The organism is Duganella sp. 1224, assembly GCF_013408245.1.
GTDB lineage: Bacteria > Pseudomonadota > Gammaproteobacteria > Burkholderiales > Burkholderiaceae_D > Rugamonas.
Genome location: NZ_JACBYS010000001.1, coordinates 338,790 through 364,729, shown reverse-complemented (window position 1 = coordinate 364,729; position 25,940 = coordinate 338,790). Strand labels below are relative to the sequence as shown.

The following is a 25,940-nucleotide window of genomic DNA, read 5'->3' as shown; positions in this document are numbered from 1 at the left end:
TTCACTCCATCAGCTTGCGGATCGCCGGCAGCATGGCGTCCGCCCAGATCTGGTAGCCCCTGGGGCTGGGGTGCAGGAAATCGGGCATGACGTCGGCCGACATGTCGCCGTTCGGTTGCAGGAAGAACAGGCCATAGTCCTGGTAGAACACATGCTGGCCATCGTTCAGGTTGGCCACCATGCGGTTCAGTTCCACCACCTTGAGACGCTGCGGGCTCTGCGTGGTCTGGCCATATGGCAGCACGGCGTTCAGCAGGATGCGCGCATCCGGGTAGATCTTGCGCAGCAGTTCCACCACCGCCTTGACGCCCTGGTAGGCTTGCTCCGGCGTGGCGTCGCAGAAGTTGAAGTTGTTGACACCAATAGTCAGCACCACCGCCTTGGGGCGCAGCTTTTCGGCGTGGCCGTTCTGCAGGCGCCACAACAGGTTGCCGGTGTGGTCGCCGCCGACGCCGAAGTTGGCAGTGCGCCAGCCGCCAAAGGCGCGGTCGAACACCGCCTGGTTCCACATTTCGGTGATCGAATCGCCGACGAACAGCAGATCCACACCGCCCTTGTCGGCCACCGCCACGTCCTCATCAAAGAACTGGTGCCAGCGCGCGATCGACATCCATGGGTAGTCTTTCTGGCGCGGCATGGGGGTCAGGCTGCAGGAGGCGCCATCCGCCGCCACCGCCGACATCGCCGGCAAGCAGGCGGCCGCCAGCAGCAGAGAAATCAACAATTTACGCATCATTTTCCTTTTCAGTTGTTTTAGCGCTTGATCGCGTGGAGCTTGTCGCCGTATTCCTTGATCAGGATGAGCGAGGTCACGTCCGAGTCGAACACGGAGTACAGGCCCTGCTCTTCCTGCGGCGGATCGCCGACAAAGTCATTACCCGGCTTCCACCAGTAGTCCGCATTGGCGGCGCGGCCGGCGCCGCCCCAGGCCCAGAAATTGAAGCCGGCGATCGGATCGCCTTTCTTCGCGCGCGTGGTGACGATCTCGAACACCTCGCGGTAGAAGCGGTCGCGGATGTGGGTGGTGGCCTTGACGCTGAACGACGGACCATCACGGTCCAGGCCAAATTCCTCCAGCACGATGGGCTTGCCCAGCTTTTTGGCCAGCTCGATGTGCGTGTTCAGGTAATCGCGGCTTTTGCCGATGGCGTTGTCCCAGCTGCCGTCCGGATTGTGTGAGTCGAACCAGTTCCAGTTCTTCGGCCACAGATGATACGTCAGGTAGTCGATATGTTGGGTGCGGTGCGCGTCGAGGTACAGCTGCGCATCCTGCGCCGAGCCGGCCAGGCCTTCGCTGCCGCTGCTGACCAGGTGGTTCCGGTCGAGGCCATGGATGTAGCCCGCCGTCTCGTCGATCCACTTGACGTAGACCGCCTTTTCTTCCGGCGTGGCCTTGCCGTTGCCCGGACGCGGCTCGTTGGCCAGTTGCCACGACAGGATGTGGGTGTCCTCGGTGTACGGCTTGCCGGTGATGGTGTTCACGCGCTTGACGATGCTGGCGATGACCTTGCGGTACTCGGCCTGCGCGGCGGCATTGCGGTAAAAGCCGGCGGTTTTCCGCATGTAGGTGTCGTAATCCCTGGTCACGTTCGGGTCCAGCGCCGGCGTGCCCTCAAACCAGTTCAGGTACTGCGTCATGCCGCCCGACCACTGCCAGAAGTTGTTCAGGTAAAGCACCACGGTCATGTCGCGCTTGGCCACTTCCGCCATCAGGAAGTCCAGGCCGGCCAGCAGCGTTTCGTCATACTGCCCCGGCGCGTTGGTGGTAGCCGGGCGCACGGCGCTCTTCATGTCGGTTTTTTCGGACACCGCCAACACGCGCAGGTTGTTGATGCCGATGGCCTTCATGTTATCCAGCTCTTTCAGCAGGCGCGCGCGATCGCCCACACCGCTGGCCGCGCCCAGATAACCGCCGTACCAGAAGTTGGCGCCGACGATGTAATACGCCTGCCCCTTGTGGGCGAAATGTGTCTGGTTGACGGTCACAAAGTCGCTGCCGGCGGCCGGCGCCGCCGCGACGATGCCGCAACTGGCGGCCATCAGCGCGGCCGCGCAAAATCGGTACAGTGGTCTCAAGTCTCGCTCCTCGGGTGATTTTTATATTAATGCAATCGATTTTGCATGGCCGCCGGCGCACGGTCAAACAGCAGGCGTCATCCGGGTGCAGTTTAGCGCGCGCCACTAAACACACCGGCGCCGGCGCAACGGGGCGCGGATGGGTGTTCGGGGCTAAAGCCGGCTTGTTTAGTAAATTGCGCTAAACTCGACGGCCGATTGCCGGTCGCGTTTGACCGTCAACAGACGCTATGCAAGACTGCGCTCATACCGTAGGAGATTGACAAGAATGGGCACGAACATCACGATCAGGGACATCGCCCGGGTCGCTGGCGTGTCGGCGGGGACGATTTCACGCGCGCTGAAAAATGAACCCGGCCTGACCGAAGCTACCCGCCAGATGGTGCTGGAAACGGCGCGTACGCTGGGATACGACTTTTGCAAGCTGCGGCCGAAGCGGCTGCGCCGCCTGACCTTCCTGCTGCACCGCCAGCACAACACCGCCGCCAGCAGCCCGTTCTACTCCCAGGTGCTGCATGGCGCCGAGGAAGCGTGCCGCAAGCAGGGCATCGTGCTGTCCTTCATGGCGGTGGGGCCGGCCGATGGCCTGATCGACCAGATCCGCATGCACGCGCCGGACGGCATCGTCTGCGCCGGCTTCTTCGAGCCGGAGACGCTGAGCGCCCTGCGCTCGACCGGCAAGCAGCTGGTGCTGATCGATATGAAGCTGCGCGGCTACAGCTCCGTCAATCCGGACAATATGATGGGCGGCTACCTGGCGACCCGGCACCTGATCGACACCGGCCGCACCCGGGTGGGCTTCATCTCCGGCCCGCTGGCGCACTACTCGATCCGCGAACGCGCGCGCGGCTACCGCCAGGCCCTGTTCGAGGAAGGCATCCTGGCCGATCCGCGCCTGGAGGCCTGCCTGCCGGATGGCGTCGACCTCGAAACCGGCGCCTGGGAGGCGATGGAGCAGCTCCTCGATCTGCCGCATCCACCGGACGCGGTGTTCTGCTACAACGACAGCGCCGCGCTGGTGGCCATGCGCTGCTGCCTGGCCAGGGGACTGAAGGTGCCGCACGACGTCGCCATTGTCGGCTTCGACGACATCTCCACCGCCGTGCTGGGGCACCGTCCCCTGACCACGCTGCGCATCGACAAGAAGGCGCTGGGTGCGCTGGGCGTGGACCTGCTGCTCAACGGCCAGCCCGACGAGCCGGTGGAAAAAATCTCGCCGGTGGAATTAATCATCCGCGCCAGCACGGTCACGGAAGGCTGGCGCCCCAAGAACCTACTCAACTTCAAACGGACCTGATAATGGCCCCTGATTTCCGATCCCGCACCACCCTGCTCAACCACATCCGCCATACCAAACAGTTCTACGACAGCCGCTGCGTCGACCCCAGCGGCGGCCTGTATCACTTCTACAAGGACGACGGCACCGTCTACGATGCGCACACGCGCCATCTGGTCAGCAGCACGCGCTTCGTCTTCAACTATGCGATGGCGTGGCGGCAGTTCGGGGATACGGAAGACCGCCAGCGTCTGCGCCACGCGCTGGCCTTCCTGCGCGACGTCCACCGCGATCCGCATACCGGCGGCTATGCCTGGCAGCTGGAATGGAAGGACGGCGTGCGCGGTGTCATTGACGGCACCAACCACTGCTACGGCCTGGCCTTCGTGCTGCTGGCGTACAGCCACGCGCTGATGGCCGGCGAAACGCAGGCGGCCGAATGGATCACCGAAACCTTCGCGCTGATGGAGCGCCGCTTCTGGGAACCGCAACACGGCCTGTACGCGGACGAAGCCAGCGCCGACTGGTCGCGCGTGGACAACTATCGCGGCCAGAACGCCAACATGCACGCCTGCGAGGCGCTGATCGCCGCCTTTGAAGCGACCGGCAACCGCGACTACCTGCTGCGCGCCGAAACGCTGGCGCACAACATCACCATCCGCCAGGCGGCGCTGGCCGACAACATGGTGTGGGAGCACTATCACGATGACTGGTCCGTGGATGCGGAGTACAACCGCAACGACAAGACCAACATCTTCCGCCCCTGGGGCTACCAGCCGGGCCACCTGACCGAGTGGGCCAAGCTGCTGTTGCTGCTGGAGCGCCATGGCGCGCAGCTGTCGATGAATCCGCGCTGGCTGCTGCCGCGCGCGGTGGAGCTGTTCGACGCCGCGCTGGCCAAAGCCTGGGATCATGAACACGGCGGCATCTACTACGGTTTCGCGCCGGATGGCAGCATCTGCGACGATCTCAAGTACTTCTGGGTGCAGGCGGAGAGCCTGGCCACGGCGGCGCTGCTGGCGGCGCGCACCGGCGAGGCGCGCTACTGGACGTGGTACGACAAGATCTGGGCCTACAGCTGGGCGCATTTCGTCGACCATCAGTATGGCGCCTGGTATCGCATCCTCGGCGCCGACAACAGCAAGCTGACCGACGAAAAGAGCCCGGCCGGCAAGGTGGATTACCACACGATGGGCGCCTGCTACGAAGTGCTGAACGTGGTGAAGGACTGAGATGGATTTTCCCCTGTTCGTGGCAGCCGGCGAGGCGCTCACCGATATGATCGTGCAGGACGCGGCGCAGCAGCACTGGCTGGGCCAGGTGGGCGGCTCGACCTGGAACGTGGCGCGGGCGATGGCGAAGCTGGAGGTGCCGACCGCGTTCGCCGGCGCCATCAGCCAGGACGTGTTCGGCGATGCGCTGTGGCGCGCCAGCGAGGCGGCGCGGCTGGATGTACGCTTCCTGCAGCGGCACGCGCGCTCACCGCTGCTGGCCATCGTGCATCGCACCGATCCGCCGGCGTACTTCTTTGTTGGCGACGATAGCGCGGATTTACATTTCGACGCCGATCTGCTGCCGCAGGGCTGGCGGGTGCATTGCCAGTGGGCGCATTTTGGCGGCATCAGCCTGGCGCGCGCGCCGCTGGCCGGCAAGCTGGTGGCGCTGGCGGAGCAGTTGAAGGCGGGCGGGGTGCGCATCAGCTACGATCCCAATTACCGGCTGCTGATGGATGAGCGGTATGACGCCACGCTGCGGCGCATGACGGCGTTGGCGGACGTGGTCAAGGTGTCGGAGGAGGATCTGGAGGGCTTGTTCCGGACCCGCGACATTGACGGTGCGTTTGCCACGCTGCGCGGATGGAATCCGTCGGCCACCTATCTGTACACCAAGGGCGCTGCCGGCGCTTCGCTGCACGTGGGCGACGCGGCGTGGTCGCTGCCGGCGCCGAAGATCGAGGTGGTGGATACGGTTGGCGCGGGGGATGCCAGCATCGCCGCGCTGGCGTGGAGCATGATGCATCGTCCGCAGGCGGAGCCGCTGCAGCATTTGCGTTTCTGCGTGGCCGCTGGCGCTGCAGCATGCCTATCGCGGGGTGCTGCCTCCCCGTCGCTGAAGGATATCGAAGCGCTGTTGTAGTGCTGCCGGCGGCACCCCGGAAACCCGCACACCGCTGCGGCCAGGGTCTGACCCCGTACGGGGTCAGACCCTTTCGTTTTGGGGTGATGTCATGAGGAGGTCACAGATGGTCAATAGGATAACGGGCTTTTACCCCCAGATCCCCTTCCCATGTCATCGAAAAACCCTTGCACCCCATCCCGCCTGCATCTCGCCCTGGCCGCTGCCGGCCTGTGCGCCCTCCACTTCTCCGCCATGGCGGAAGACGCCGGTGGCGCGCTGTCCACGGTCGAAGTCAAAGCCACCGTCGAGAAGAAAAAGCTCGGCGATGCCGTGAGCGCCGGCGCGCTGGGCCGAAAGTCGGAACTGGATACGCCTTTCTCCACCAAGGCCGTCTCCAGCGATGAAATCGAGGACCGCCTGGCCACCAGCATTTCCGAAGTGCTGAAGTACGACGCCTCCGTCACCGCGATCTCGCCGCCCATCTCCACCCACCCCGCCACCATCCAGATGCGCGGCCTGCGCCTCGATGACCTGAACGGCTACAAGGTCAACGGCCTGGCCAACATCAACCGCGGCACCGAGATGCCGCTGGAAATGTTTGAAAGCGTGGAGGCGCTGAAAGGCCTGACCGGCTACATGTACGGCTTCGGTTCGCCGGGCGGCATCATCAACTACGTGACCAAGCGCCCGACCACCGCCAAAACCTTCAGCGCGGCGCTGGGCTACCAGGAGGGCGGCGCGATCAAGGAACATATCGACACCGGCGGCCGCCTGGGCGAAGACGACAGCTTCGGCTACCGCCTGAACCTGGTGCACGAGGACGGCGACGTCAAACAGGAAAGCGGCTCGCTCAAACGCAATGCCGCCGGCCTGAATCTGGAATGGCGCGTGACCAGGGACCTGGCCCTGACCTACGACGCGATCTACCAGCGCCGCCACACCGTGGGCGGCACGGACATCATCCTGCAAGGCTTCAAGATCCCCGAGCCACTCGACGGCGACGCCAAGCTGAATAGCATCGGTGCCGGCAGCGACGTTGAATACACGCTGGCCACCACCGGCATCGAGTACCGCCTGGCGCCCAACTGGACCGCCAACGCCTCCTACCGCACCTCGGACTCCACCCGCGTGTACAAGAAGGACCAGTACTACATCACCGACAACAAGGCCAACTACTACGACCGCATCACCTCGGAACTGCACGCCTACCACTTCGATCAGGTGCAGGCCACCGTCAACGGCCAGTTCGATGTGGCCGGCATGGGCCACGAGGTGGTCCTGGGCCTGATGTCGCAGAACCTCGCGTCCACCTCGTCGGTGGTCACGCCAAAAGTGAAGATCGGCACCGGCAACCTGTACGCGCCAACCATCTACAGCGCGGCCACCGTCAACTACAGCGGCGGCACTTACCGCGACGAAGCCACGCGCCAGGAGGCGCTGTTCGCCAGCGATACGCTGACCTTCAATGACCAGTGGAAGCTGGTGGCCGGCGCGCGCTACACGCGCTTCACCGACAACGCCTATTCGACCAAGGGCGCGCTGACCGCCAGCTACCCGGCCAACAAGACCACGCCGACCGTGGCGCTGATGTTCAAGCCGGCCGCCGACACCACGCTGTACGCCAGCTACGTCGAGGCGCTGGAGCAGGCGGCAAACGCCCCCACCTCCACCGTCAACGCCAATCAGACCTTCGCCCCGATCAAGAGCAAGCAGACGGAAGCCGGCCTGAAGACCGAGCGCAGTAGGTGGAACGCCACCGCCGCCCTGTTCCACATCGAGCGCGGCGCGCAGTACACCAATGCCGCCAACGTCTACGTGGCGGATGGCCAGTCCAAGTACAACGGCCTGGAACTGAACAGCGTGGTGCAGGCGGCGAAGAACGTGTCGATCGAAGGCGGCATCATGCTGCTGGATGCGACGCTGGAAGACGCCGCGCCGGGCTACAGCGGCAAGCGCGCGGTGGGCGCGCCGCGCCGCCAGGCGTCGATTCAGGCGACCTGGCGCGAGGTGCTGCCTGGCCTGGCGCTGCACGCCGGCTCGCAGTACCTGGGCGAACTGCCGGTGGACGCCGGCAATATCAACACGCTGCCCGCCTACACGCTGTTCGACGCGGGCTTCAACTACCGTCACCGCTACTTCGGCAAGATGATCAGCGTGCGCGCGAATATCTCCAACATCGCCAACCGCAAATACTGGACGTACTACCAGGAAGGCTACCTGAACATCGGCGCGCCGCGCACCGCCAGCGTCAATGTTCGCGTAGACTTCTAAGGTATGAAACCACTCCGTCTTGCGGCCGGCGCCGCGTTGTCCCTGCTGTTGTCGCACGCCCGCGGCGAGCCGTTTTATCAGACCAAGACGCCCTACGCGCCGCAACAGGCCAGCGCCAGTTATGAGGCGGCGCCCGCCGGCTACACGGCGGTGTACGTGCAAATGCTGGCGCGCCACGGCTCGCGGGGCCTGAGCAGCTTCAAGACGGATCTGGCGCTGTACAACCTGTGGCAGCTGGCGCGCCAGCGGGACGCGCTGTCGCCGCTCGGGCAGCGGCTGGGCGCCGACCTGGAGGCGATGATGAAGGCCAACGCGCTGCTCGGCTATGGCGTGGAGGGCATCGGCAAGCCAGGCTACGGCAACGAAACCCTGCAGGGCGTGGACGAGCATACCGGCCTGGCGCAGCGCATGATCGGCCGCCTGCCAGCGCTGTTCCGCGACGCCGAGACGCAGCGGCGCCGCATCGTGGTGCGCAGTTCCGGCAAGGACCGGGCGGCGGACAGCGCCTGGTTCTTCAGCCGTTCGCTGATCGCCCGGCAGCCAGGCCTGGCGCCGCTGTTCGACACCGCCATCGACCGCCCCACGCTGTACTTCCACAAACTGAACGCCAGCCAGGATGCGCAAGTGCCGCCGGCCACGCTGGCCTACCAGCAGTGGAACAAGAGCGGCGAGCTGACAGCCCGCAAGGCCGCCATCCACGCCGCGCCGCGGCTGCATGCCGCCGCGCTGGCGACGCTCGGCGGGCTGTTCACGCCTGACTTCATCGCCGCGCTGGACCAGGGCCGCGTCAGCGCCGCCAACACCGGCAGCCGCACTTACACCAGCGCGGACGGCCAGTTCACTGCCCGTCTCACCGGCGACGGCGAGACCCGCATCGCCAGCGCCATCGACGCCGCGCTGGCGCTGTTTGACATGTACGCCGCCGCGGCCGACATGCGGGCCGAATTGCATGCCGACTTCACCCGCTACATCGAGACGGCGCAGGCGCGCGTGTATGCGGAGGCCGAGGACGCGGTCGCGTTCTATGAAAAAGGTCCCGCCATCGGCGAGAACGGCGACGTCACCTGGCGCATGGCCGCTCCGCTGCTGGACGATTTCTTCGCCGAGGCGGACGCCATCGCCGCCGGCGGCCGCGCGCACCTGGCCAAGCTGCGCTTCGCGCACGCCGAAATCATCATCCCCTTCGCCAGCGCCCTTGGCCTGAGCGGCATGGCGGAACAGTTGCCGCGCGCGGCGACTTATAGTTACGATAACAACCCCTGGCGCGGCGACCAGGTCGCGCCGATGGCGGCCAATATCCAGTGGGAGCTGTATCAAAACGCCGCCGGCGGCACGCTGGTGCGCATGCTGTACAACGAGCGCGAAACCGCGTTCAAGCCGGCCTGCGACGGCGCCCGCGTGGCCGGCAGCCGCTACTTCTATGACTACGCCCAGTTGAAACGTTGTTACAGATAACATAAAAATTATCAATTCAGCTATACCAAAAGGCGCCTCCCATAAGATAGCAACAATTAATACAAAACAGCACTCGCGGTAGTGCCCTGTGGAATGATAAACTGGTGTGGTCATTAGACAAACTAGAGAGGTATTCCATGAACCAGATGTCGAGACGCCAGTTCCTTCGGGTAACCGGCGCGACCATCGCGGGTTCGAGCATTGCGCTACTCGGCTTTGCGCCGGCAACGGCCCTGGCCGAAGTCCGGCAGTACAAGCTGTCGCGCAGTACCGAAACCCGCAACACCTGCCCTTACTGCTCCGTCGGTTGCGGCATCCTGATGTACGGCCTGGGCGACGGCGCCAAGAACGCCACCGCCAGCATCATCCACATTGAAGGCGACGCCGACCACCCGGTCAACCGCGGCACGCTGTGCCCGAAAGGCGCTTCGCTGATCGACTTCATCCACTCGCCGAACCGCTTGCTGGCGCCGCAGTACCGCGCCCCCGGGGCGACCGAATGGAGCCCGATGTCGTGGGATGAGGCGCTCAACCGCATCGCCAAACTGATGAAGGCTGACCGCGACGCCAACTTCGTCGAAAAGACCGAAGACGGCAAAACCGTCAACCGCTGGACTACCACCGGCATGCTGTGCGCCTCGGCGGCCAGCAACGAAGTCGGCTATTTAACCCATAAAACGATGCGTGCCACCGGCATGCTCCCATTCGACAACCAAGCACGTGTTTGACACGGTCCAACGGTGGCAGGTCTTGCCTCGACATTTGGACGTGGTGCGATGACGAATCACTGGGTCGACATCAAGAATGCTGATGTCATCCTGGTCATGGGCGGCAACGCAGCAGAAGCACACCCTTGCGGCTTTAAATGGGTCACGGAAGCGAAAGCGCATCGCGGCGCCAAGCTGATCGTGGTCGATCCGCGCTTTACCCGAACCGCTTCGGTGGCGGACCATTACGTCCCTACCCGTACCGGTGCGGACATCGTTTTCCTGGGCGGTATCATCAACTACCTGCTCACCAACGATAAGATCCAACACGAATACGTCCGCAACTACACGGACATGCCGTTCATCGTGCGCGAAGATTTCGCCTTCAACGATGGCCTGTATTCGGGCTGGGACGACGAAAAGAACAAGTACACCGACAAAACCAGCTGGAACTACGAGATGGGCGACGACGGCTATGCCAAGGTCGACCCGACGCTGCAGCACCCGCGCTGCGTGTACCAGCTGATGAAGAAGCACTACGCGCGCTACACGCCAGAGATGGTGGAGAAGGCCTGCGGCGTGCCGCCAGAGAAGTTCCACCTGGTGGCCGAAGCGCTGGCCTCGACCGCCGTGCCGGGCCGTGCCGCCACCATCCTGTACGCCCTGGGCTGGACCCAGCACTCGACCGGCGCGGAAACGCTGCGCACCGGCGCCATGGTGCAGCTGCTGCTGGGTAACATGGGGATCGCCGGCGGCGGCATGAACGCGCTGCGCGGTCACTCCAACATCCAGGGTCTGACCGACCTCGGCCTGCTGACCAATATGCTGCCGGGCTACCTGAGCCTGCCTAGCGAGGCGGAGCAGGACTGGGATGCGTTCGTGGCCAAGCGCGCGCTGAAGCCGCTGCGTCCTAACCAGCTGAGCTACTACAGCAACTCGAAGAAGTTCCTGGTGTCGTTCATGAAGTCGTGGTGGGGCGACCACGCGACCGAAGAGAACAAGTGGGCCTTCGACTACTTGCCCAAGCTGGACAAGCCGTACGACATGATGCAGGCCTTCGAGCTGATGAACCAGGGCAAGATGACCGGTTACATCTGCCAGGGCTTCAACATCCTGGCCTCCGGCCCGGACAAGCAGAAGATCACCGACGGCCTGTCCAAGCTGAAGTGGCTGGTCATCATGGACCCGCTGCAGACCGAAACGTCGGAATTCTGGAAACCGCACGGCGACTTCCACAAGGTCGACCCGGCCGCGATCCAGACCGAGGTGTTCAACCTGCCGACCTCGTGCTTCGCGGAAGAACGCGGCTCGCTGGTGTCGTCGTCGCGCGTGCTGCAGTGGCACTGGCAAGGCGCCGAGCCGCCAGGCCAGGCGCGCAGCGACCTGGAAATCATGTCGGGCATCTTCCTGCGCATGAAGAAGGCGTACCAGACCGAGGGCGGCAAGTTCCCCGATCCGATCGTCAACCTGACCTGGAACTACGCCCAGCCGCACTCGCCGACGCCGGAAGAGCTGGCGATGGAATTCAACGGTAAAGCGCTGAAGGAAATCACCGATCCGAAGGATCCGACCAAGGTCATTCTGAAGAAGAATGAACAGCTGGCCGGCTTCGCGCAGCTCAAGGACGACGGCAGCACCGCCTGCGGTTGCTGGATCTTCGCCGGTTCCTGGACCGCCGCCGGCAACCAGATGGGCCGCCGCGACAACAGCGACCCGACCGGCATCGGCAACACGCTGAACTGGGCGTGGGCCTGGCCGGCCAACCGCCGCGTGCTGTACAACCGCGCCTCGTGCGACCCGCAAGGCAAGCCGTGGGACGCGAGCCGCAAGCTGATCTCGTGGAACGGCGCCACCTGGGGCGGCGCCGACGTGCCGGACTACAAGGTGGACGAACCGCCGGAAAACGGCATGGGCCCGTTCATCATGCTGGCCGAGGGCGTGGCACGCTTCTTCTCGCGTGACGCGATGGCCGAGGGTCCGTTCCCGGAACACTACGAGCCGTTCGAGTCGCCGATCGGGCACAACCCGCTGCACCCGAACAATCCGAAGGCCTTCAACAACCCGGCCGGCCGGATGTTCCCGAACGACCGCAAGAAACTGGGCAAGAAGGACGAGTTCCCGCACGCGGCCACCAGCTACCGCCTGACCGAGCACTTCCACTTCTGGACCAAGCACGCGCGCCTGAACTCCATCATCCAGCCGGAGCAGTTCGTCGAAATCGGCGACGCGCTGGCCAAGGAGGTGGGCGTGGTGCATGGCGACCGGGTCAAGGTGTCGTCCAAGCGCGGCTACATCATCGCCAAGGCGGTGGTGACCAAGCGTCTCAAGCAACTGACCATCGACGGCAAACCGATGCACCACGTCGGCCTGCCGATCAACTTCGGCTTCAAGGGGCTCACCAAACCGGGCTACCTGGTCAACACGCTGACACCGACCGTGGGTGACGGCAATTCGCAGACACCGGAATCGAAATCGTTCCTGGTGAAAGTGGAAAAAGCCTGACGCCGGAGGAGATAAGAAATGTCATTACAATCGCTTGATATCAAACGCATGTCCGCCACCACGGTGACGCCGCCGCAGGCGCGCACCCCGGTGACCGGCACTGTGGCCAAACTGATCGACGTCTCCAAGTGCATCGGCTGCAAGGCTTGCCAGACCGCCTGCATGGAGTGGAACGATCTGCGCGACGAGGTGGGTGAAACCACCGGCGTCTACGACAACCCATTGGACCTGACGCCGCAATCGTGGACCGTCATGCGCTTCTCGGAATACGAGAACACCAAGGGCGACCTCGAATGGCTGATCCGCAAGGACGGCTGCATGCACTGCGAAGATCCGGGCTGCCTCAAGGCCTGCCCTTCGCCGGGCGCGATCGTGCAGTACACCAACGGCATTGTGGACTTCCACCAGGAAAACTGCATTGGCTGCGGCTACTGCGTGGCCGGCTGCCCGTTCGACGTGCCGCGCATCTCCAAGCAGGACAGCCGCGCCTACAAGTGCACGCTGTGCTCGGACCGCGTGGCCGTCGGCCAGGAACCGGCTTGCGTCAAGACCTGCCCGACCGGCGCCATCACCTTTGGCACCAAGGAGGACATGAAGACGCACGCCGAGGAACGCATCGAGGACCTGAAGTCGCGCGGTTTCCAGAACGCCGGCCTGTACGACCCGGCCGGCGTCGGCGGCACGCACGTGATGTACGTGCTGCACCACGCCGATCAGCCGTCGCTGTACCACGGCCTGAAGCAGGATCCGAGCATCAGCGCCACCGTCGGCCTGTGGAAGGGCCTGACCAAGCCGCTGGCGCTGGCGGGCATCGCCCTGACCGCGCTGGCCGGCTGGTTCCACTACTCGCGCGTGGGTCCGAACGAAGTGTCGAAGGATGAAGAAGCCGAAGCCCTGGCCGAGGCCCAACGCATCAAGGAGGAAGCAAAATGAGCAACTCCAACCGCGACAAGGACGGCAACCCGCTGATCCAGCGCTACACCAAAAATGAGCGCAGCAACCACTGGATCACGGCCATCTGCTTCATTCTGCTGGCTGTCTCCGGCCTCGCCATGTTCCATCCGGCGACGTCGTGGATGGCGGTGTTCCTTGGCGGCGGCCAGTGGACGCGCATCCTGCACCCGTTCATCGGGCTGGTGATGTTCGTCTCGTTCGCCGTGCTGGTGCTGCGGTTCTGGCACCACAACCACATCGACGCCGCCGACAAGCAGTGGATGCAACAGATGGACGATGTGCTCAACAACCGCGAAGACAAGCTTCCGAAGATCGGCATGTACAACGCCGGCCAGAAGATCCTGTTCTTCGTGCTGATTGCCTGCATGATCGGTCTGCTGTTGTCGGGCATCGTGATCTGGCGCGCGTACTTCGCGTTCTACTTCCCGATTCCGGTGATCCGCGCGGCGGCGCTGCTGCACGCGTTCTGCGCCACGGTGCTGATCATGTCGATCATCGTGCACATCTACGCGGCGCTGTGGGTCAAGGGCTCGATCGGCGCCATGGTGCGCGGCACCGTCACCTATGGCTGGGCGCGCAAGCACCATCCGCGCTGGTTTGAAGAAGTGATCCGCAAGTCCCGTCACTGAAACTAGTATCACGGCGCGTCCAAAAGGCGCGCCGTTTCCCCTCTCTAAAGTTCAGTCGTTTTCCCTCCCTGATTTCCCACTATACTTTCGGTACATAGTCGCCGCCGACGCGCCGGCGTAGCCTCCGCACATCATCATCACGCGATAGAGGCCACCCATGCACATGTCCAGGCGCCAATTCCTGCGGGTCACCGGCGCGACCGTCGCCGCGTCGAGCATCGCCGCACTCGGCTTCATGCCGGCCACCGCGCTGGCGGAAGTCCGCCAGTACAAGTTGAGCCGCACCACCGAAACCCGCAACACCTGCCCTTACTGCTCGGTGGGCTGCGGCCTGCTGATGTACGGCCTGGGCGACCACGCCAAGAATGCCGTCGCCAGCATCATCCACATCGAGGGCGACCCGGACCACCCGGTCAACCGCGGCACGCTGTGCCCGAAAGGCGCCTCGCTGATCGATTTCATCCACTCGCCGCACCGCCTGAAGGAGCCGGCATACCGCGCGCCCGGCAGCGGCGAATGGAAGACCATCTCGTGGGACGACGCCATGACCCGCATCGCCAAGCTGATGAAGGCCGACCGCGATGCCAACTTCGTCCACAAGACCGCCGACGGCAAGATCGTCAACCGCTGGCTGACCACCGGCATGCTGGCCGCCTCCGCCGCCAGCAACGAGGCCGGCTACCTCACCCACAAGGTGGTGCGCAGCATGGGCATGCTGGCCTTCGACAACCAGGCGCGCGTGTGCCACGGCCCGACCGTGGCGGCGCTGCAGCCGACCTTTGGCCGCGGCGCCATGACCAACCACTGGGTCGACATCCGCAACGCCGACGTGATCCTGTCCATGGGCGGCAACTCGGCCGAGGCCCACCCGTGCGGCTTCAAATGGGTGGTCGAGGCCAAGGCCCACAACAAGGCCAAGCTGATCGTGGTCGACCCGCGCTTCACCCGCACCGCCTCGGTGGCCGACCACTACGTGCAGAATCGCACCGGCACCGACATCGTCTTCATGGGCGCGCTGATCAACCACCTGCTGACCACCGACCAGATCAACCACGACTACGTCAAGGCCAACACCGACCTGGCGTTCATCGTGCGCGAGGACTTCAGCTTCGAGGACGGCCTGTATTCCGGCTACGACAAGGACCAAGGCCGTTACACCAGCAAGGTTAGCTGGGACTACGAGATGGGCGCCGACGGCTACGCCAAAATCGACCCGACCCTGCAGCACCCACGCTCGGTGTACCAGCTGATGAAGAAGCACTACGCGCGCTACACGGTGGACCTGGTGGAGCGCGTGTGCGGCGTGCCGCGCGATAAATTCCTGCTGGTGGCCGACACCATGGCCTCCACCGCCAAGCCGGGCCGCGCCGGCACCATTCTGTTCGCGCTGGGCTGGACGCACCACTCGAACGGCGCGCAGACGATACGCAGTGCCTGCATGGTGCAACTGCTGCTGGGGAACATCGGCATCTCGGGCGGCGGCATGAACGCGCTGCGCGGCCACTCCAACATCCAGGGCCTGACCGACCTGGGCCTGCTGTCGACCATGCTGCCGGGCTACCTGACGCTGCCGGCCGAGGACGAGCAGGACTACGCCAGGTACATGGCGCTGCGCACGCTCAAGCCGCTGCGCCCGAATCAGCTAAGCTACTGGAGCAACTACCCGAAATTCCACGTCAGCTTCATGAAAAGCTGGTGGGGCGACGCCGCCACCAAGGACAACAACTGGGCCTACGAGTACCTGCCGAAACCGGACAAGATGTACGACATGGTGCAGGCGATTGAGCTGATGCACAACGGCCAGATGAACGGCTATCTGGCCCAGGGCTTCAACGTGCTGGGTTCCGCGCCGGACAAGAACAAGACCAGCGCGGCGCTGTCCAAGCTGAAGTTCCTGGTGGTGATGGACCCGCTGAGCGTGGAGACGGCCGAGTTCTGGAAGAACCACGGCGACTTCAACGACGTCGATCCGGGCAGCATCCAGACCGAGGTGTTCCGCCTGCCGACCACCTGCTTCGCCGAGGAAAACGGCTCGCTGGTATCGTCCTCGCGCGTGCTGCAATGGCACTGGCAAGGCGTGGAGGCGCCGTACCAGAGCCGCAGCGACATCGACATCATGGCCGAGCTGCACCTGCGCATGAAGGCCTTGTACCAGGCCGAAGGCGGCGCCTACGCCGACCCGATCGTCAACCTGGCGTGGAAGTACGCCGATCCGGCCTCGCCGACGCCGGAGGAGCTGGCGCGCGAATACAACGGCAGTGTGCTGGAAACCGTCGCCGATCCGAAAGACCCGTCCAGGGCGCTGCTGAAAAAAGGCGAACAACTGTCCAGCTTTGCGCAACTGCGCGACGACGGCAGCACCGCCAGCGGCTGCTGGATCTTCTGCGGGGCCTGGACCCAGGCCGGCAACCAGATGGCGCGCCGCGACAACAGCGATCCTACCGGCAGCGGCAATACGCTGAACTGGGCGTGGGCCTGGCCGGCCAACCGCCGCATCCTGTACAACCGCGCCTCGTGCGACCTGCACGGCAAGCCGCTCGACCCGAAACGCCCGGTGATCAGCTGGAACGGCAGCAGCTGGACCGGCATGGACACGCCGGACTTCAAGCTGGACGAACCGCCGGAGAACGGCATGGGCGCCTTCATCATGATGGCCGAGGGCGTGGCGCGTTTCTTCGCCCGCGACGCCTACGTCGAAGGCCCCTTCCCCGAGCACTACGAGCCGTTCGAGACGCCGGTCGGCTACAACCCGCTGCATCCGAAAAATCCGCTGGCGACCAGCAACCCGGGCGCGCGCGTGTTCCCCAACGACCGCGCGCGGCTCGGCAAGGCCAGCGAATTCCCGCACGTGGCCACCAGCTACCGCCTGACCGAGCACTTTGGCTTCTGGACCAAGCACGCGCGCCTCAACGCCATCGTCCAGCCGGAGCAGTTTGTGGAGATCGGCGAGGCGCTGGCCAGGGAGGTGGGCGTGGCGCACGGCGACCGGGTGCGGGTGTCGTCCAAGCGCGGCCACATCGTCGCCAAGGCGGTGGTCACCAAACGGATCAAGGTGCTGACGATTGAAGGCAAGCCGGTGCACACGGTCGGCCTGCCGACATCGTGGGGCTTCACCGGCCAGACCCGGCCGGGCTACCTGATTAACACGCTGGCGCCGGTGACCGCCGACGCCAATTCGCAAACCCCGGAATACAAATCGTTCCTGGTAAAAGTGGAGAAGGCCTGATCATGTCCATGCAATCACTCGATATCAAGCGCCTGTCCGCCACCACGGTGACGCCGACGCAGGCGCGCACGCCGGTCACCGGCACGGTGGCCAAACTGATCGACGTCTCCAAGTGCATCGGCTGCAAGGCTTGCCAGACCGCCTGCATGGAGTGGAACGACCTGCGCGACGAGGTGGGCGAAACCACCGGCGTCTACGACAATCCGCTCGACCTGACGCCGCAGTCGTGGACCGTGATGCGCTTTACCGAATACGAGAATCCCAAGGGCGACCTCGAATGGCTGATCCGCAAGGACGGCTGCATGCACTGCGAGGACCCGGGCTGCCTGAAAGCCTGCCCGTCTCCCGGCGCCATCGTCCAGTACACCAACGGCATCGTCGACTTCCACCAGGAGAACTGCATCGGCTGCGGCTATTGCGTCGCCGGTTGCCCGTTCGACGTGCCGCGCATCTCCAAGCAGGACAGCCGCGCGTACAAGTGCACGCTGTGCTCGGACCGCGTGGCGGTGGGCCAGGAACCGGCCTGCGTGAAAACCTGTCCGACCGGCGCCATCAACTTCGGCACCAAGGAAGACATGAAGGCGCACGCCGAGGACCGCATCGAAGACCTGAAATCGCGCGGCTTCGAACACGCCGGCCTGTACGACCCGGCCGGCGTCGGCGGCACCCACGTGATGTACGTGCTGCACCACGCCGACCAGCCGTCGCTGTACCACGGCCTGAAGCAGGACCCGAGCATCAGCGCCACCGTCGGCCTGTGGAAGGGGCTGACCAAGCCGCTGGCCCTGGCCGGCATCGCCCTGACCGCGCTGGCGGGCTTCTTCCACTACTCGCGCATAGGACCGAACGAAGTATCGAAGGACGACGAAGCCGAAGCACTGGCCGAGGCACAACGCATCCGGGAGGAGTCGAAATGAGTGCACACCATCGTGATAAAGACGGCAACCCGCTGATCCAGCGCTACACGCCGAATGAGCGCAGCAACCACTGGATCACGGCCATCTGCTTCATCCTGCTGGCGGTATCCGGCCTCGCCATGTTCCATCCGGCGATGTCGTGGCTGTACATGTTCCTCGGCGGCGGCCAGTGGACGCGGATTCTGCATCCCTTCCTGGGCGTGACCATGTTCGTGTCCTTTTGCGTGCTGGTGCTGCGTTTTTGGCATCATAACCATATCGACAACGCCGACAGGCAGTGGCTGCGCCAGATCGGCGATGTGCTCAACAACCGCGAAGACAGGCTGCCGAAGATCGGCATGTACAACGCCGGCCAGAAGCTGCTGTTCTACGCGCTGATCGCCTTCATGTGCGGGCTGCTGTTGTCCGGCATCGTGATCTGGCGCGCCTACTTCGCGTTCTACTTCCCGATTCCTGTGATCCGGGCGGCCGCGCTGTTGCACGCGGTGTGCGCTTTTGGCATCATTTGTTCGATCATCGTCCACATTTACGCGGCCCTGTGGGTCAAGGGCTCGATCGGCGCCATGGTGCGCGGCACGGTCACCTTCGGGTGGGCGCGCAAGCACCATCCGCGCTGGTTTGAGGAAGTGGTCCGCAAAACCCGCGACTAAGCTGCGGGGCCGCCGATTTGCGATTAAAATGTCGCTTGAGCCGGCAGCCCTCCGCCACCGGCAAAGGAGATATTTTTGGTACAACGTTTGCTTGAACCGGGCGAAATCGAGTCGCTCGACCACACCGCCATTCCGCGCCTGCTGCTCCCCGAAGCACGCAGCCTGTTCGCTGCGCGCGCCGCGCGCCTGCGCCAGTTGGCGGATAATCAAATCAAGGGTATCCCGGTCGGCGATACCATGCAGGGCTATCTGCTGATGATGGCGGCGCTGGTGGACGCCCAGGCGGCCGTGATCCGCACGCTGCCGGCCGACACCTTCGCCCTGCCGGATGCCGCCAGCATCGACCTGGCGATCGACCACCACATGCCGCCGCTGCCGGTCAGCGGCCAGCGCCCGGCCACCTGGCGCCGCGTGTTCGACGCCATCCTCGATCATCTGGATGGGCTGGCGGCCAGCCAGCCGCAGCTTGCCACCGTGCTGGCCGAACTGCGCGCGCTGGACAGCGCCCAGCTGGAAGGCTGCGCCGACGCCGTGCTGGCCGAGCTGACCGAGGGCGTGCATCCGCTGCACGCGCCGTTCGTGGCCGCGGCCCTGCAAGCCATGTGGACCATGCGCGCCAGCCAGCTGGACGCCAAGCGCGTGCAGCCGCTGGTGACCAACACCCTGTGCCCGGTGTGCGGCGCCCATCCGGTGGCCAGCGTGATCCGCATCGGCGGCCAGTCGCAAGGCTACCGCTACCTGCAATGCGCTTGCTGCTCCAGCGAATGGCACATGGTGCGCGTGAAGTGCACCACCTGCGAGAGCACCGCCAAGATCTCGTACCAGAGCATCGAGGCGGAAGGCGCGCAGGAAGCGGCCGATCCGCAGGAGCCGGTCAACAAGGCCAACGACCCAAGCCGGGTCGCGCGCGCCGAGACCTGTGACGAGTGCCACACCTACCGCAAGATCTTCAACCAGGAGCACGACTACCACGTCGAGCCGCTGGCGGACGATCTGGCCAGCCTGGCGCTGGACCTGCTGGTCGGCGAAGCCGGTTATTCGCGCGCCAGCGGCAATCCCCTGCTGTGGTTTAACGCCGAATGAGCGAGCACTCCGCCCGCGACGGGAGCAAGGCCGACACCACGCTGCGTGGCGCCGTGGCGGCCAGCGGCGCGCCCGCCGGCGCCATCCGCCTGCCGGCCGTCCACCTGGTCCTGTCCGACGCCGGCTGCGAGCCGCTGATCGCCGCCTATGGCCGCGTGCAGACGCTGGAAGCGGCGCGCGCGCTGCTGGCCGAACTGCGCGCCATGCTGCTGGCCGCGCGCGAAGGCGGCGACACGGCGGTGGCGGTGGCGACGGCGGGCGCGCCGGACACCAGCATCCCGTCGCTGCTAGCGATGCTGGCGGCGCGGCTGGAGGAACAAAACACCTCGCCGCTGCGGCCCGTGTTCAACCTGACCGGCACCGTGCTGCACACCAACCTGGGCCGCGCCCTGCTGCCCGACGCCGCCGTGCAGGCGGTGGTGGACGCGATGCGCTGGCCGATGAACCTGGAATGGGACATCGACACCGGCAAGCGCGGTGACCGCGACAACCTGATCGAAGAACTGCTGCTGGAACTGACCGGCGCCGAAGCGGCCACCATCGTCAACAACAACGCCGCCGCCGTGCTGCTGATGCTGAACACCGTGGCCCTGGGCAAAGAGGTCATCGTCTCGCGCGGCGAGCTGGTGGAAATCGGCGGCGCCTTCCGCATTCCGGACGTGATGACGCGCGCCGGCGCCGTGCTGCGCGAAGTGGGCGCCACCAACCGCACCCACCTGAAGGACTACGACGAAGCGGCCGGCCCGAACACCGCGCTGATGATGAAGGTCCACACCAGCAATTACGCCATCACCGGCTTCACCAAGAGCATCGAGCTGGAGGAACTGGCGCCGCTGTCGAAGAAGCACAATATTCCGCTGGCGGTGGACCTGGGCAGCGGCACGCTGGTGGATCTTGAACAGTATGGCCTGCCGCACGAAACCACGGTGCGCGAAACCATCGAGGGCGGCGCCGACCTGGTGACCTTCAGCGGCGACAAGCTGCTGGGCGGCCCGCAGTGCGGCATCATCGTTGGCCGCAAGGACCTGATCGCGCAAATCAAAAAGAATCCGCTGAAGCGCGCGCTGCGCGTCGGCAAACTGACGCTGGCCGCGCTGGAGCCGGTACTGGCGCTGTACCGCGCCCCGGACCTGCTGCCGGAACGCCTGACCACCCTCAAGCTGCTGACCCGCCCCGCCGCCGACATGCGCGCGCAGGCGCAGGCCATCCTGCCGCAGTTGCAGGCCGCGCTGGGCGCCGGCTACGAGGTGACCGACGAGGCGATGTTCAGCCAGATCGGCAGCGGCGCCTTGCCGGTGGACCAGTTGCCAAGTCACGGCCTGGTGATCCGCCCGGCCGCCACGGGCCGCGTCAGCAACGCGCTGGGCGTGCTGGAACAGCGGCTGCGCGCCCTGCCGCTGCCGGTGATCGGCCGCGTGGCGCAGGACGCGCTGTGGCTCGATCTGCGCTGCCTGCAGGACTATCAGCAGCAGCGTTTCATCGAACAACTGGGGCTGCTGGCAGCATGATCGTCGGCACCGCAGGACACATCGACCACGGCAAGACCACGCTGACGCGCGCCCTCACCGGCGTCGACACCGATCGCCTCAAGGAAGAAAAAGCGCGCGGCATCTCGATTGAGCTGGGCTACGCCTACGCGCCGCTGGAAGGCGGCGACATCCTCGGCGTGATCGACGTGCCGGGCCACGAGAAATTCATCCGCACCATGGCGGCCGGCGTGACCGGCATCGACGCCGCGCTGCTGGTGATCGCGGCCGACGACGGCATCATGCCGCAAACGCTGGAGCACCTCGCCATCCTGCGCCTGCTGGGCGTGAAGCGCGGCGCGGTGGCCATGACCAAGATCGACCGCGCCGACCCCGACCGGCTGGAGCAACTGGAAAGCGAGATCAACGCCCTGCTCGCGCCCACCGATTTCGCCGGCGCGCGGATTTTCCGCACCAACGCCACCGTCGAAGGCGACGCCGGCGTGCGCGCGCTGCTGCACCACCTGGCGCAGATCGCCGCCACGCTGCCGGCCAACGACGAGCGGCGCCTGTTCCGCCTGGGCGTGGACCGCGTGTTCACGCTGTCCGGCCAGGGCACCATCGTCACCGGCACCGCGCTGGCGGGCTCGGTGCGCGTGGGCGACACCTTGCAACTGGCGCCCGGCGGACAGGAGGCGCGCGTGCGCAGCATTCACGCGCAGAACCGCGCGTCCGACCTCGGCCGCGCGGGGCAGCGCCTGGCCCTGAACCTGAGCGGCGTCGGCAAGGACGACATCGCGCGCGGGACCTGGATCGTGGCGCCGCAACTGGCCGCCTGCTCCGAGCGCGTGGACGTGCACCTGACGCTGACGCCGGACTGCGGCCTGACGCTCAAGCCATGGTCGCCGGTGCACGTGCACCTGGGCGCCGCGCACCACACCGCCAACGTGGTGCTGCTGGATGACGAGGTGCTGGCGCCCGGCCGCAGCGGCCGCGTGCAGCTGGTGCTGGACGCGCCGGTGCACGCCGTGCCGGGCGACCGCTTCGTGATCCGCAACGCCCAAGCCACCGCCACCATCGGCGGCGGCATGGTGCTCGATCCATTCGGGCCGGCGCGCAAGCGGCGCAGCCCGGCGCGGCTGGCGTGGCTGGACGCGCTGGCCGATTACATCGCCAATGGCGACATCGGCGCGCTGCTGGCGCGCGGTCCGCTGGGCCTGCGCGTGTCGACGCTGGTGCGCCTGTCGCAACTGCCGGCGGACCGGATCAGCGCGCCGCCGGGCACCGAGGAGGTCGGCCTGCAAGGCGGCGACAAGCTGCTGATCGCGGCGGCCGAGGTGCGGGCGCTGCAAGCGCGCATCCTGGCCGCGCTGGCCGAATTCCACGCGCGCGCGCCGGACGATGCCGGGCCGGAGCTGTGGCGCCTGAAGCGCATCGTGTCGCCGGACATGGAAGACCGCTTGTGGAGCCGGCTGGTGGACACGCTGCTGGCCAGCGGCGCGATCCGCCAGCGCGGCCGCAGCCTGCACCTGCCCGAGCACAGCGTGGAGCTGAGCGCGGCGGAACAGGCGGCGGTGGCGCCGCTGCTGGCGTCGCTGCTGGCCGGCGGCTTCGATCCGCCCTGGGTCCGCGAGCTGATGCGCGAGCACCATATGCCGGAGGCCGAGGTGCGGCGCCTGCTGCTCAAGCTGTCCAAGACCGGGGAACTGAGCCAGGTGGTGAAGGACCTGTTCTATCATCCTCAGCGGCTGGACGAACTGGCGCGGCTGGTGGCCACGCTGCCCGAGGTGCAGGCGGCGTCGTTCCGCGACGCCACCGGCCTGGGACGCAAGCGCGCGATTCAGATCTTGGAGTTCTTTGACCGGGTCGGCTATACTCGCCGGGTTGGCAACATCCACCTGATACGACCGAACACCGTGTGGTCGTATCACAGTTAAAGCACCACGGAAGGCATACTCATCCGGTGATGGGGCCGGGCTTCAAACCCGGTGGGGGGCGTCAGCCGCTCCCTCGTAAGTTCGACTCCTACTGCCTTCCGCCATCGATCACTCCCACCACCATGGCCAACGCCGCCTCGAAGTCGGCCGGCGTTTCGGCCAGCAACGCCCACAGACGGTTGTGCTCGGCGCCGGGCACCACGTACAACTGGCGCGAGCGGGCGCGCGTGGCCGCGCCGTACAGCCGTTCGGAGATCTCCAGCGGGATGGTGGCGTCGTGCTCGGCGTGCAGGACCAGCAGCCGGCCCTCGAAGCGCGACAGGATGTCCCAGGCGTCGCTGTCCGCCCAGCTGCGCTCGCGGCGGATCACGGCCGAGAAATCCGGCCCGAACGGCACCTCGTAGGCAGGCGGCGTGTACACGCCCGGCACGATCAGCACCAGCCCGTCGATATGGTGCTGTTCGGTCAGGCGGATGGCGTTGTAGGCGCCCATGCTGCTGCCAAACACCACCAGCGGCTGCGTCAGGGCGGATGCCGCCAGCACCGCCTGCGCCTGCCGCGTGCGGCTGGCCACCGACGACAGCGCGAACGTGCCGCCCGTCTCGCCATGGCCGATGGCGTCAAAGCACACGCTGCCCAGGCCGCGCCGCTGCAGCGCGCTGCGCAGCAGGCGATGGCTGTGCCGGGTGCTGTTGCCGGCGCCGTGCAGGTAGAGGATGCGGTTGCTGTCGCTGCCGACATAGTGGTCGGCCTTCAGCACATGGCCGTCGAACGGCACGTCGAAATCAAGAATGGTCGTCATGGCAACAGCCTACTCAAGCCACTCTACTTTGTAAATAAAAGTAATAAACGATCTGTTGCCGCACGGAATTTTTTAATTCAGTGATAGAATGATTTAAGGAAACATTGATTTCCATTTTAATAAAACACCTCCAACAAGATACGCCACTTCTCCACCACCGGAGGCACCATGAAATTATCTGAAATGAAAGTCGGCCATCGCCTGGCCATCGGCTTTGGCGCGACGCTGATATTGCTGCTCGCCATCGCCATCGCCAGCTGGATGAGCATCCGCCAAACCTCGCGCGACACCGACGCCCTGCTGGACCAGCACCTGAAAACCGAGCGCCTGGTCAGCGCGTGGAAATCCATCGTCGAAACCAATGTGCAACGCGCGCTGGCGGCCGCCAAGACCGGCGACGCCAGCACCCAGAAGCTGTTTGAAGACGGCATCGCCTCGACCTCCGTCATCGCCGAAGGCTACCAGCGCCAGATCGTCGCCTCGCTGGTCGATCCGCAGGCCAAAACGCTGTTCGACACCGCGCAGGACAAACGCAAGGCGTATCAGGCCGCGCGCAAGCAGGCCTTCGCCGCCAAGGCCGCCGGGGATATCGAGCAGACCAGCCAGATCATCGAAAAAGACTTCATTCCGGCTGGCGACGCTTACGTGGCCAGCATGGGCGCGCTGGTTGACCGCCAGAAGGCCGTCATTGACGAGATCGGCAAAACCATCCACGACCGCAGCGCCGGTTCGGCCTGGATGATCGCGGTGCTGAGCGCCGCCTCGATTGGCGCCGCGCTGCTGCTGGGCTGGCTGATCAGCCGCTCGCTGCTGTTGCAGCTGGGCGGCGAACCGGGCTACGCGGCCGGCATCACCGACCGCATCGCCGGCGGCGACCTGACCGTGCGCGTGGACTTGGCCGACGGCGACCGCTCCAGCCTGCTGTACAGCATCGCCACCATGCGCGAGCGGCTGGCCGCCATCGTCAGCGAAGTGCGCGGCAGCACCGACTCGGTGGCCACCGCCGCCGATGAAATCGCCAGCGGCAACCAGGACCTGTCTTCGCGCACCGAGCAGCAGGCCGGCTCGCTGGAAGAAACCGCGTCGTCGATGGAAGAGCTGACCGCCACCGTCAAGCAGAACACCGAGTTCGCCCGCCAGGCCAATCAGCTGGCGCACAGCGCGGCCGGCGTGGCCGCGCGCGGCGGCGAGGTGGTCGGCGGCGTGGTCACCACCATGGAGGCGATCAGCGCCTCGTCGCGCCAGATTGTCGACATCATCGGCGTGATCGATGGCATTGCCTTCCAGACCAACATCCTGGCGCTCAACGCCGCAGTGGAAGCGGCCCGCGCCGGCGAACAGGGGCGCGGCTTCGCCGTGGTGGCGCAGGAAGTGCGCACGCTGGCGCAGCGCTCGGCCAGCGCCGCCAAGGACATCAAGCAGCTGATCGGCGCATCGGTCGAGCGCATCGCCAACGGCGGCATGCTGGTGGACGAGGCCGGCAAGACGATGGAAGAGATCGTGCGCAGCATCCGCAACGTCAGCGAGATCATGGAGCAGATCACCATGGCCAGCGGCGAGCAGGAGGCCGGCATCGAGCAGATCAACCGCGCCATCATGGAAATGGACGGCGTGACGCAGCAGAACGCCGCGCTGGTGGAAGAAGCCGCCGCCGCCGCCGAGGCGCTGCAGGGCCAGTCGGCGCATTTGGCCGAGCTGGTCAGCGTGTTCCAGGTCGAAGGTGGCCCGCGCGCGGCCGGCGCATCGCCGCTGGCGGCACGTTCGCGCCAGGCGACGGGTCGCGCGCCGGCGCTGGCATGGCGCTCGTCGGCCGGCTGACCGACCACGGCACCGGAGGGCGGCATGCGGCCGCCTGTTCCCCGCCGGCGGAC

18 protein-coding genes and 1 tRNA gene are annotated in these 25,940 nt (G+C 65.6%); 16 read left to right on the top strand and 3 right to left on the bottom strand.

All coding sequences use genetic code 11. From position 1 onward, the window contains the following. Position 1: 1 nt before the first annotated feature. Both FHW58_RS01635 and FHW58_RS01630 read right to left on the bottom strand, forming a co-directional pair. Positions 2-736 carry a GDSL-type esterase/lipase family protein gene (locus FHW58_RS01635; protein WP_179671351.1) on the bottom strand — a complete coding sequence of 245 codons (735 nt, stop codon included), beginning with the start codon at positions 734-736 and terminating at the stop codon, positions 2-4. 17 nt (positions 737-753) lie between these two features. Next, positions 754-2,076, bottom strand: coding sequence for a cellulase family glycosylhydrolase (locus FHW58_RS01630; protein WP_229265011.1), 1,323 nt, complete (start codon positions 2,074-2,076; stop codon positions 754-756). Between the two features lie 268 nt (positions 2,077-2,344). On the opposite strand from FHW58_RS01630, the gene FHW58_RS01625 reads away from it, so the two are divergent. The 15 genes from FHW58_RS01625 (at position 2,345) to FHW58_RS01555 (ending at position 23,371) form a co-directional block, all read left to right on the top strand. Next, positions 2,345-3,373, top strand: coding sequence for a LacI family DNA-binding transcriptional regulator (locus FHW58_RS01625; protein ID WP_179671350.1), 1,029 nt, complete (start codon positions 2,345-2,347; stop codon positions 3,371-3,373). Positions 3,374-3,375: 2 nt separating this feature from the next. Beyond that, positions 3,376-4,584 carry an AGE family epimerase/isomerase gene (locus tag FHW58_RS01620; RefSeq protein WP_179671349.1) on the top strand — a complete coding sequence of 403 codons (1,209 nt, stop codon included), beginning with the start codon at positions 3,376-3,378 and terminating at the stop codon, positions 4,582-4,584. 1 nt (position 4,585) lies between these two features. Continuing rightward, on the top strand, positions 4,586-5,488 hold the full coding sequence (locus tag FHW58_RS01615; RefSeq protein WP_179671348.1) for a carbohydrate kinase: 903 nt from the start codon (positions 4,586-4,588) through the stop codon (positions 5,486-5,488). 150 nt (positions 5,489-5,638) lie between these two features. After that, positions 5,639-7,741 (top strand): TonB-dependent siderophore receptor, encoded by a 2,103-nt coding sequence (locus tag FHW58_RS01610; protein WP_179671347.1) that lies wholly within the window; start codon positions 5,639-5,641, stop codon positions 7,739-7,741. Between the two features lie 3 nt (positions 7,742-7,744). Next, on the top strand, positions 7,745-9,196 hold the full coding sequence (locus FHW58_RS01605; RefSeq protein WP_179671346.1) for a histidine phosphatase family protein: 1,452 nt from the start codon (positions 7,745-7,747) through the stop codon (positions 9,194-9,196). 137 nt (positions 9,197-9,333) lie between these two features. After that, entirely contained in the window at positions 9,334-12,405 is a 3,072-nt protein-coding gene (gene fdnG / locus FHW58_RS01600; RefSeq protein WP_179671345.1) for a formate dehydrogenase-N subunit alpha, read from the top strand. A gap of 18 nt (positions 12,406-12,423) precedes the next feature. Next, complete coding sequence (fdxH, locus tag FHW58_RS01595) at positions 12,424-13,338, top strand: formate dehydrogenase subunit beta (RefSeq protein WP_179671344.1); 915 nt, start codon at positions 12,424-12,426, stop codon at positions 13,336-13,338. Continuing rightward, positions 13,335-13,988: a formate dehydrogenase subunit gamma gene (locus FHW58_RS01590; protein WP_179671343.1), complete on the top strand. Its 654-nt coding sequence runs from the start codon at positions 13,335-13,337 to the stop codon at positions 13,986-13,988. Before fdxH (FHW58_RS01595) ends, FHW58_RS01590 begins: the two co-directional genes overlap by 4 nt. A 157-nt stretch (positions 13,989-14,145) precedes the next feature. After that, entirely contained in the window at positions 14,146-17,214 is a 3,069-nt protein-coding gene (gene fdnG / locus FHW58_RS01585; protein WP_179671342.1) for a formate dehydrogenase-N subunit alpha, read from the top strand. Positions 17,215-17,216: 2 nt separating this feature from the next. Continuing rightward, positions 17,217-18,131, top strand: coding sequence for a formate dehydrogenase subunit beta (gene fdxH, locus FHW58_RS01580; protein WP_179671341.1), 915 nt, complete (start codon positions 17,217-17,219; stop codon positions 18,129-18,131). Then, entirely contained in the window at positions 18,128-18,781 is a 654-nt protein-coding gene (locus FHW58_RS01575; protein WP_179671340.1) for a formate dehydrogenase subunit gamma, read from the top strand. Before fdxH (FHW58_RS01580) ends, FHW58_RS01575 begins: the two co-directional genes overlap by 4 nt. Positions 18,782-18,856: 75 nt before the next feature. Continuing rightward, a complete protein-coding gene (gene fdhE, locus FHW58_RS01570) occupies positions 18,857-19,864 on the top strand; it encodes a formate dehydrogenase accessory protein FdhE (RefSeq protein WP_179671339.1) in 1,008 nt (335 codons plus the stop codon). Next, positions 19,861-21,372 carry an L-seryl-tRNA(Sec) selenium transferase gene (gene selA, locus FHW58_RS01565; protein WP_179671338.1) on the top strand — a complete coding sequence of 504 codons (1,512 nt, stop codon included), beginning with the start codon at positions 19,861-19,863 and terminating at the stop codon, positions 21,370-21,372. Before fdhE ends, selA begins: the two co-directional genes overlap by 4 nt. Next, positions 21,369-23,267 carry a selenocysteine-specific translation elongation factor gene (selB, locus tag FHW58_RS01560; RefSeq protein WP_179671337.1) on the top strand — a complete coding sequence of 633 codons (1,899 nt, stop codon included), beginning with the start codon at positions 21,369-21,371 and terminating at the stop codon, positions 23,265-23,267. Before selA ends, selB begins: the two co-directional genes overlap by 4 nt. 8 nt (positions 23,268-23,275) lie before the next feature. Further along, positions 23,276-23,371, top strand: a tRNA-Sec gene (locus tag FHW58_RS01555). On the opposite strand, the gene FHW58_RS01550 is transcribed toward FHW58_RS01555, so the two are convergent. After that, positions 23,356-24,069, bottom strand: coding sequence for an alpha/beta hydrolase (locus FHW58_RS01550; RefSeq protein ID WP_179671336.1), 714 nt, complete (start codon positions 24,067-24,069; stop codon positions 23,356-23,358). The genes FHW58_RS01555 and FHW58_RS01550 overlap by 16 nt on opposite strands. Positions 24,070-24,237: 168 nt before the next feature. Here FHW58_RS01550 and FHW58_RS27760 point away from each other — a divergent pair, with 168 nt between their 5' ends. Further along, positions 24,238-25,887, top strand: coding sequence for a methyl-accepting chemotaxis protein (locus FHW58_RS27760; RefSeq protein WP_179671335.1), 1,650 nt, complete (start codon positions 24,238-24,240; stop codon positions 25,885-25,887). Positions 25,888-25,940: the final 53 nt, after the last annotated feature.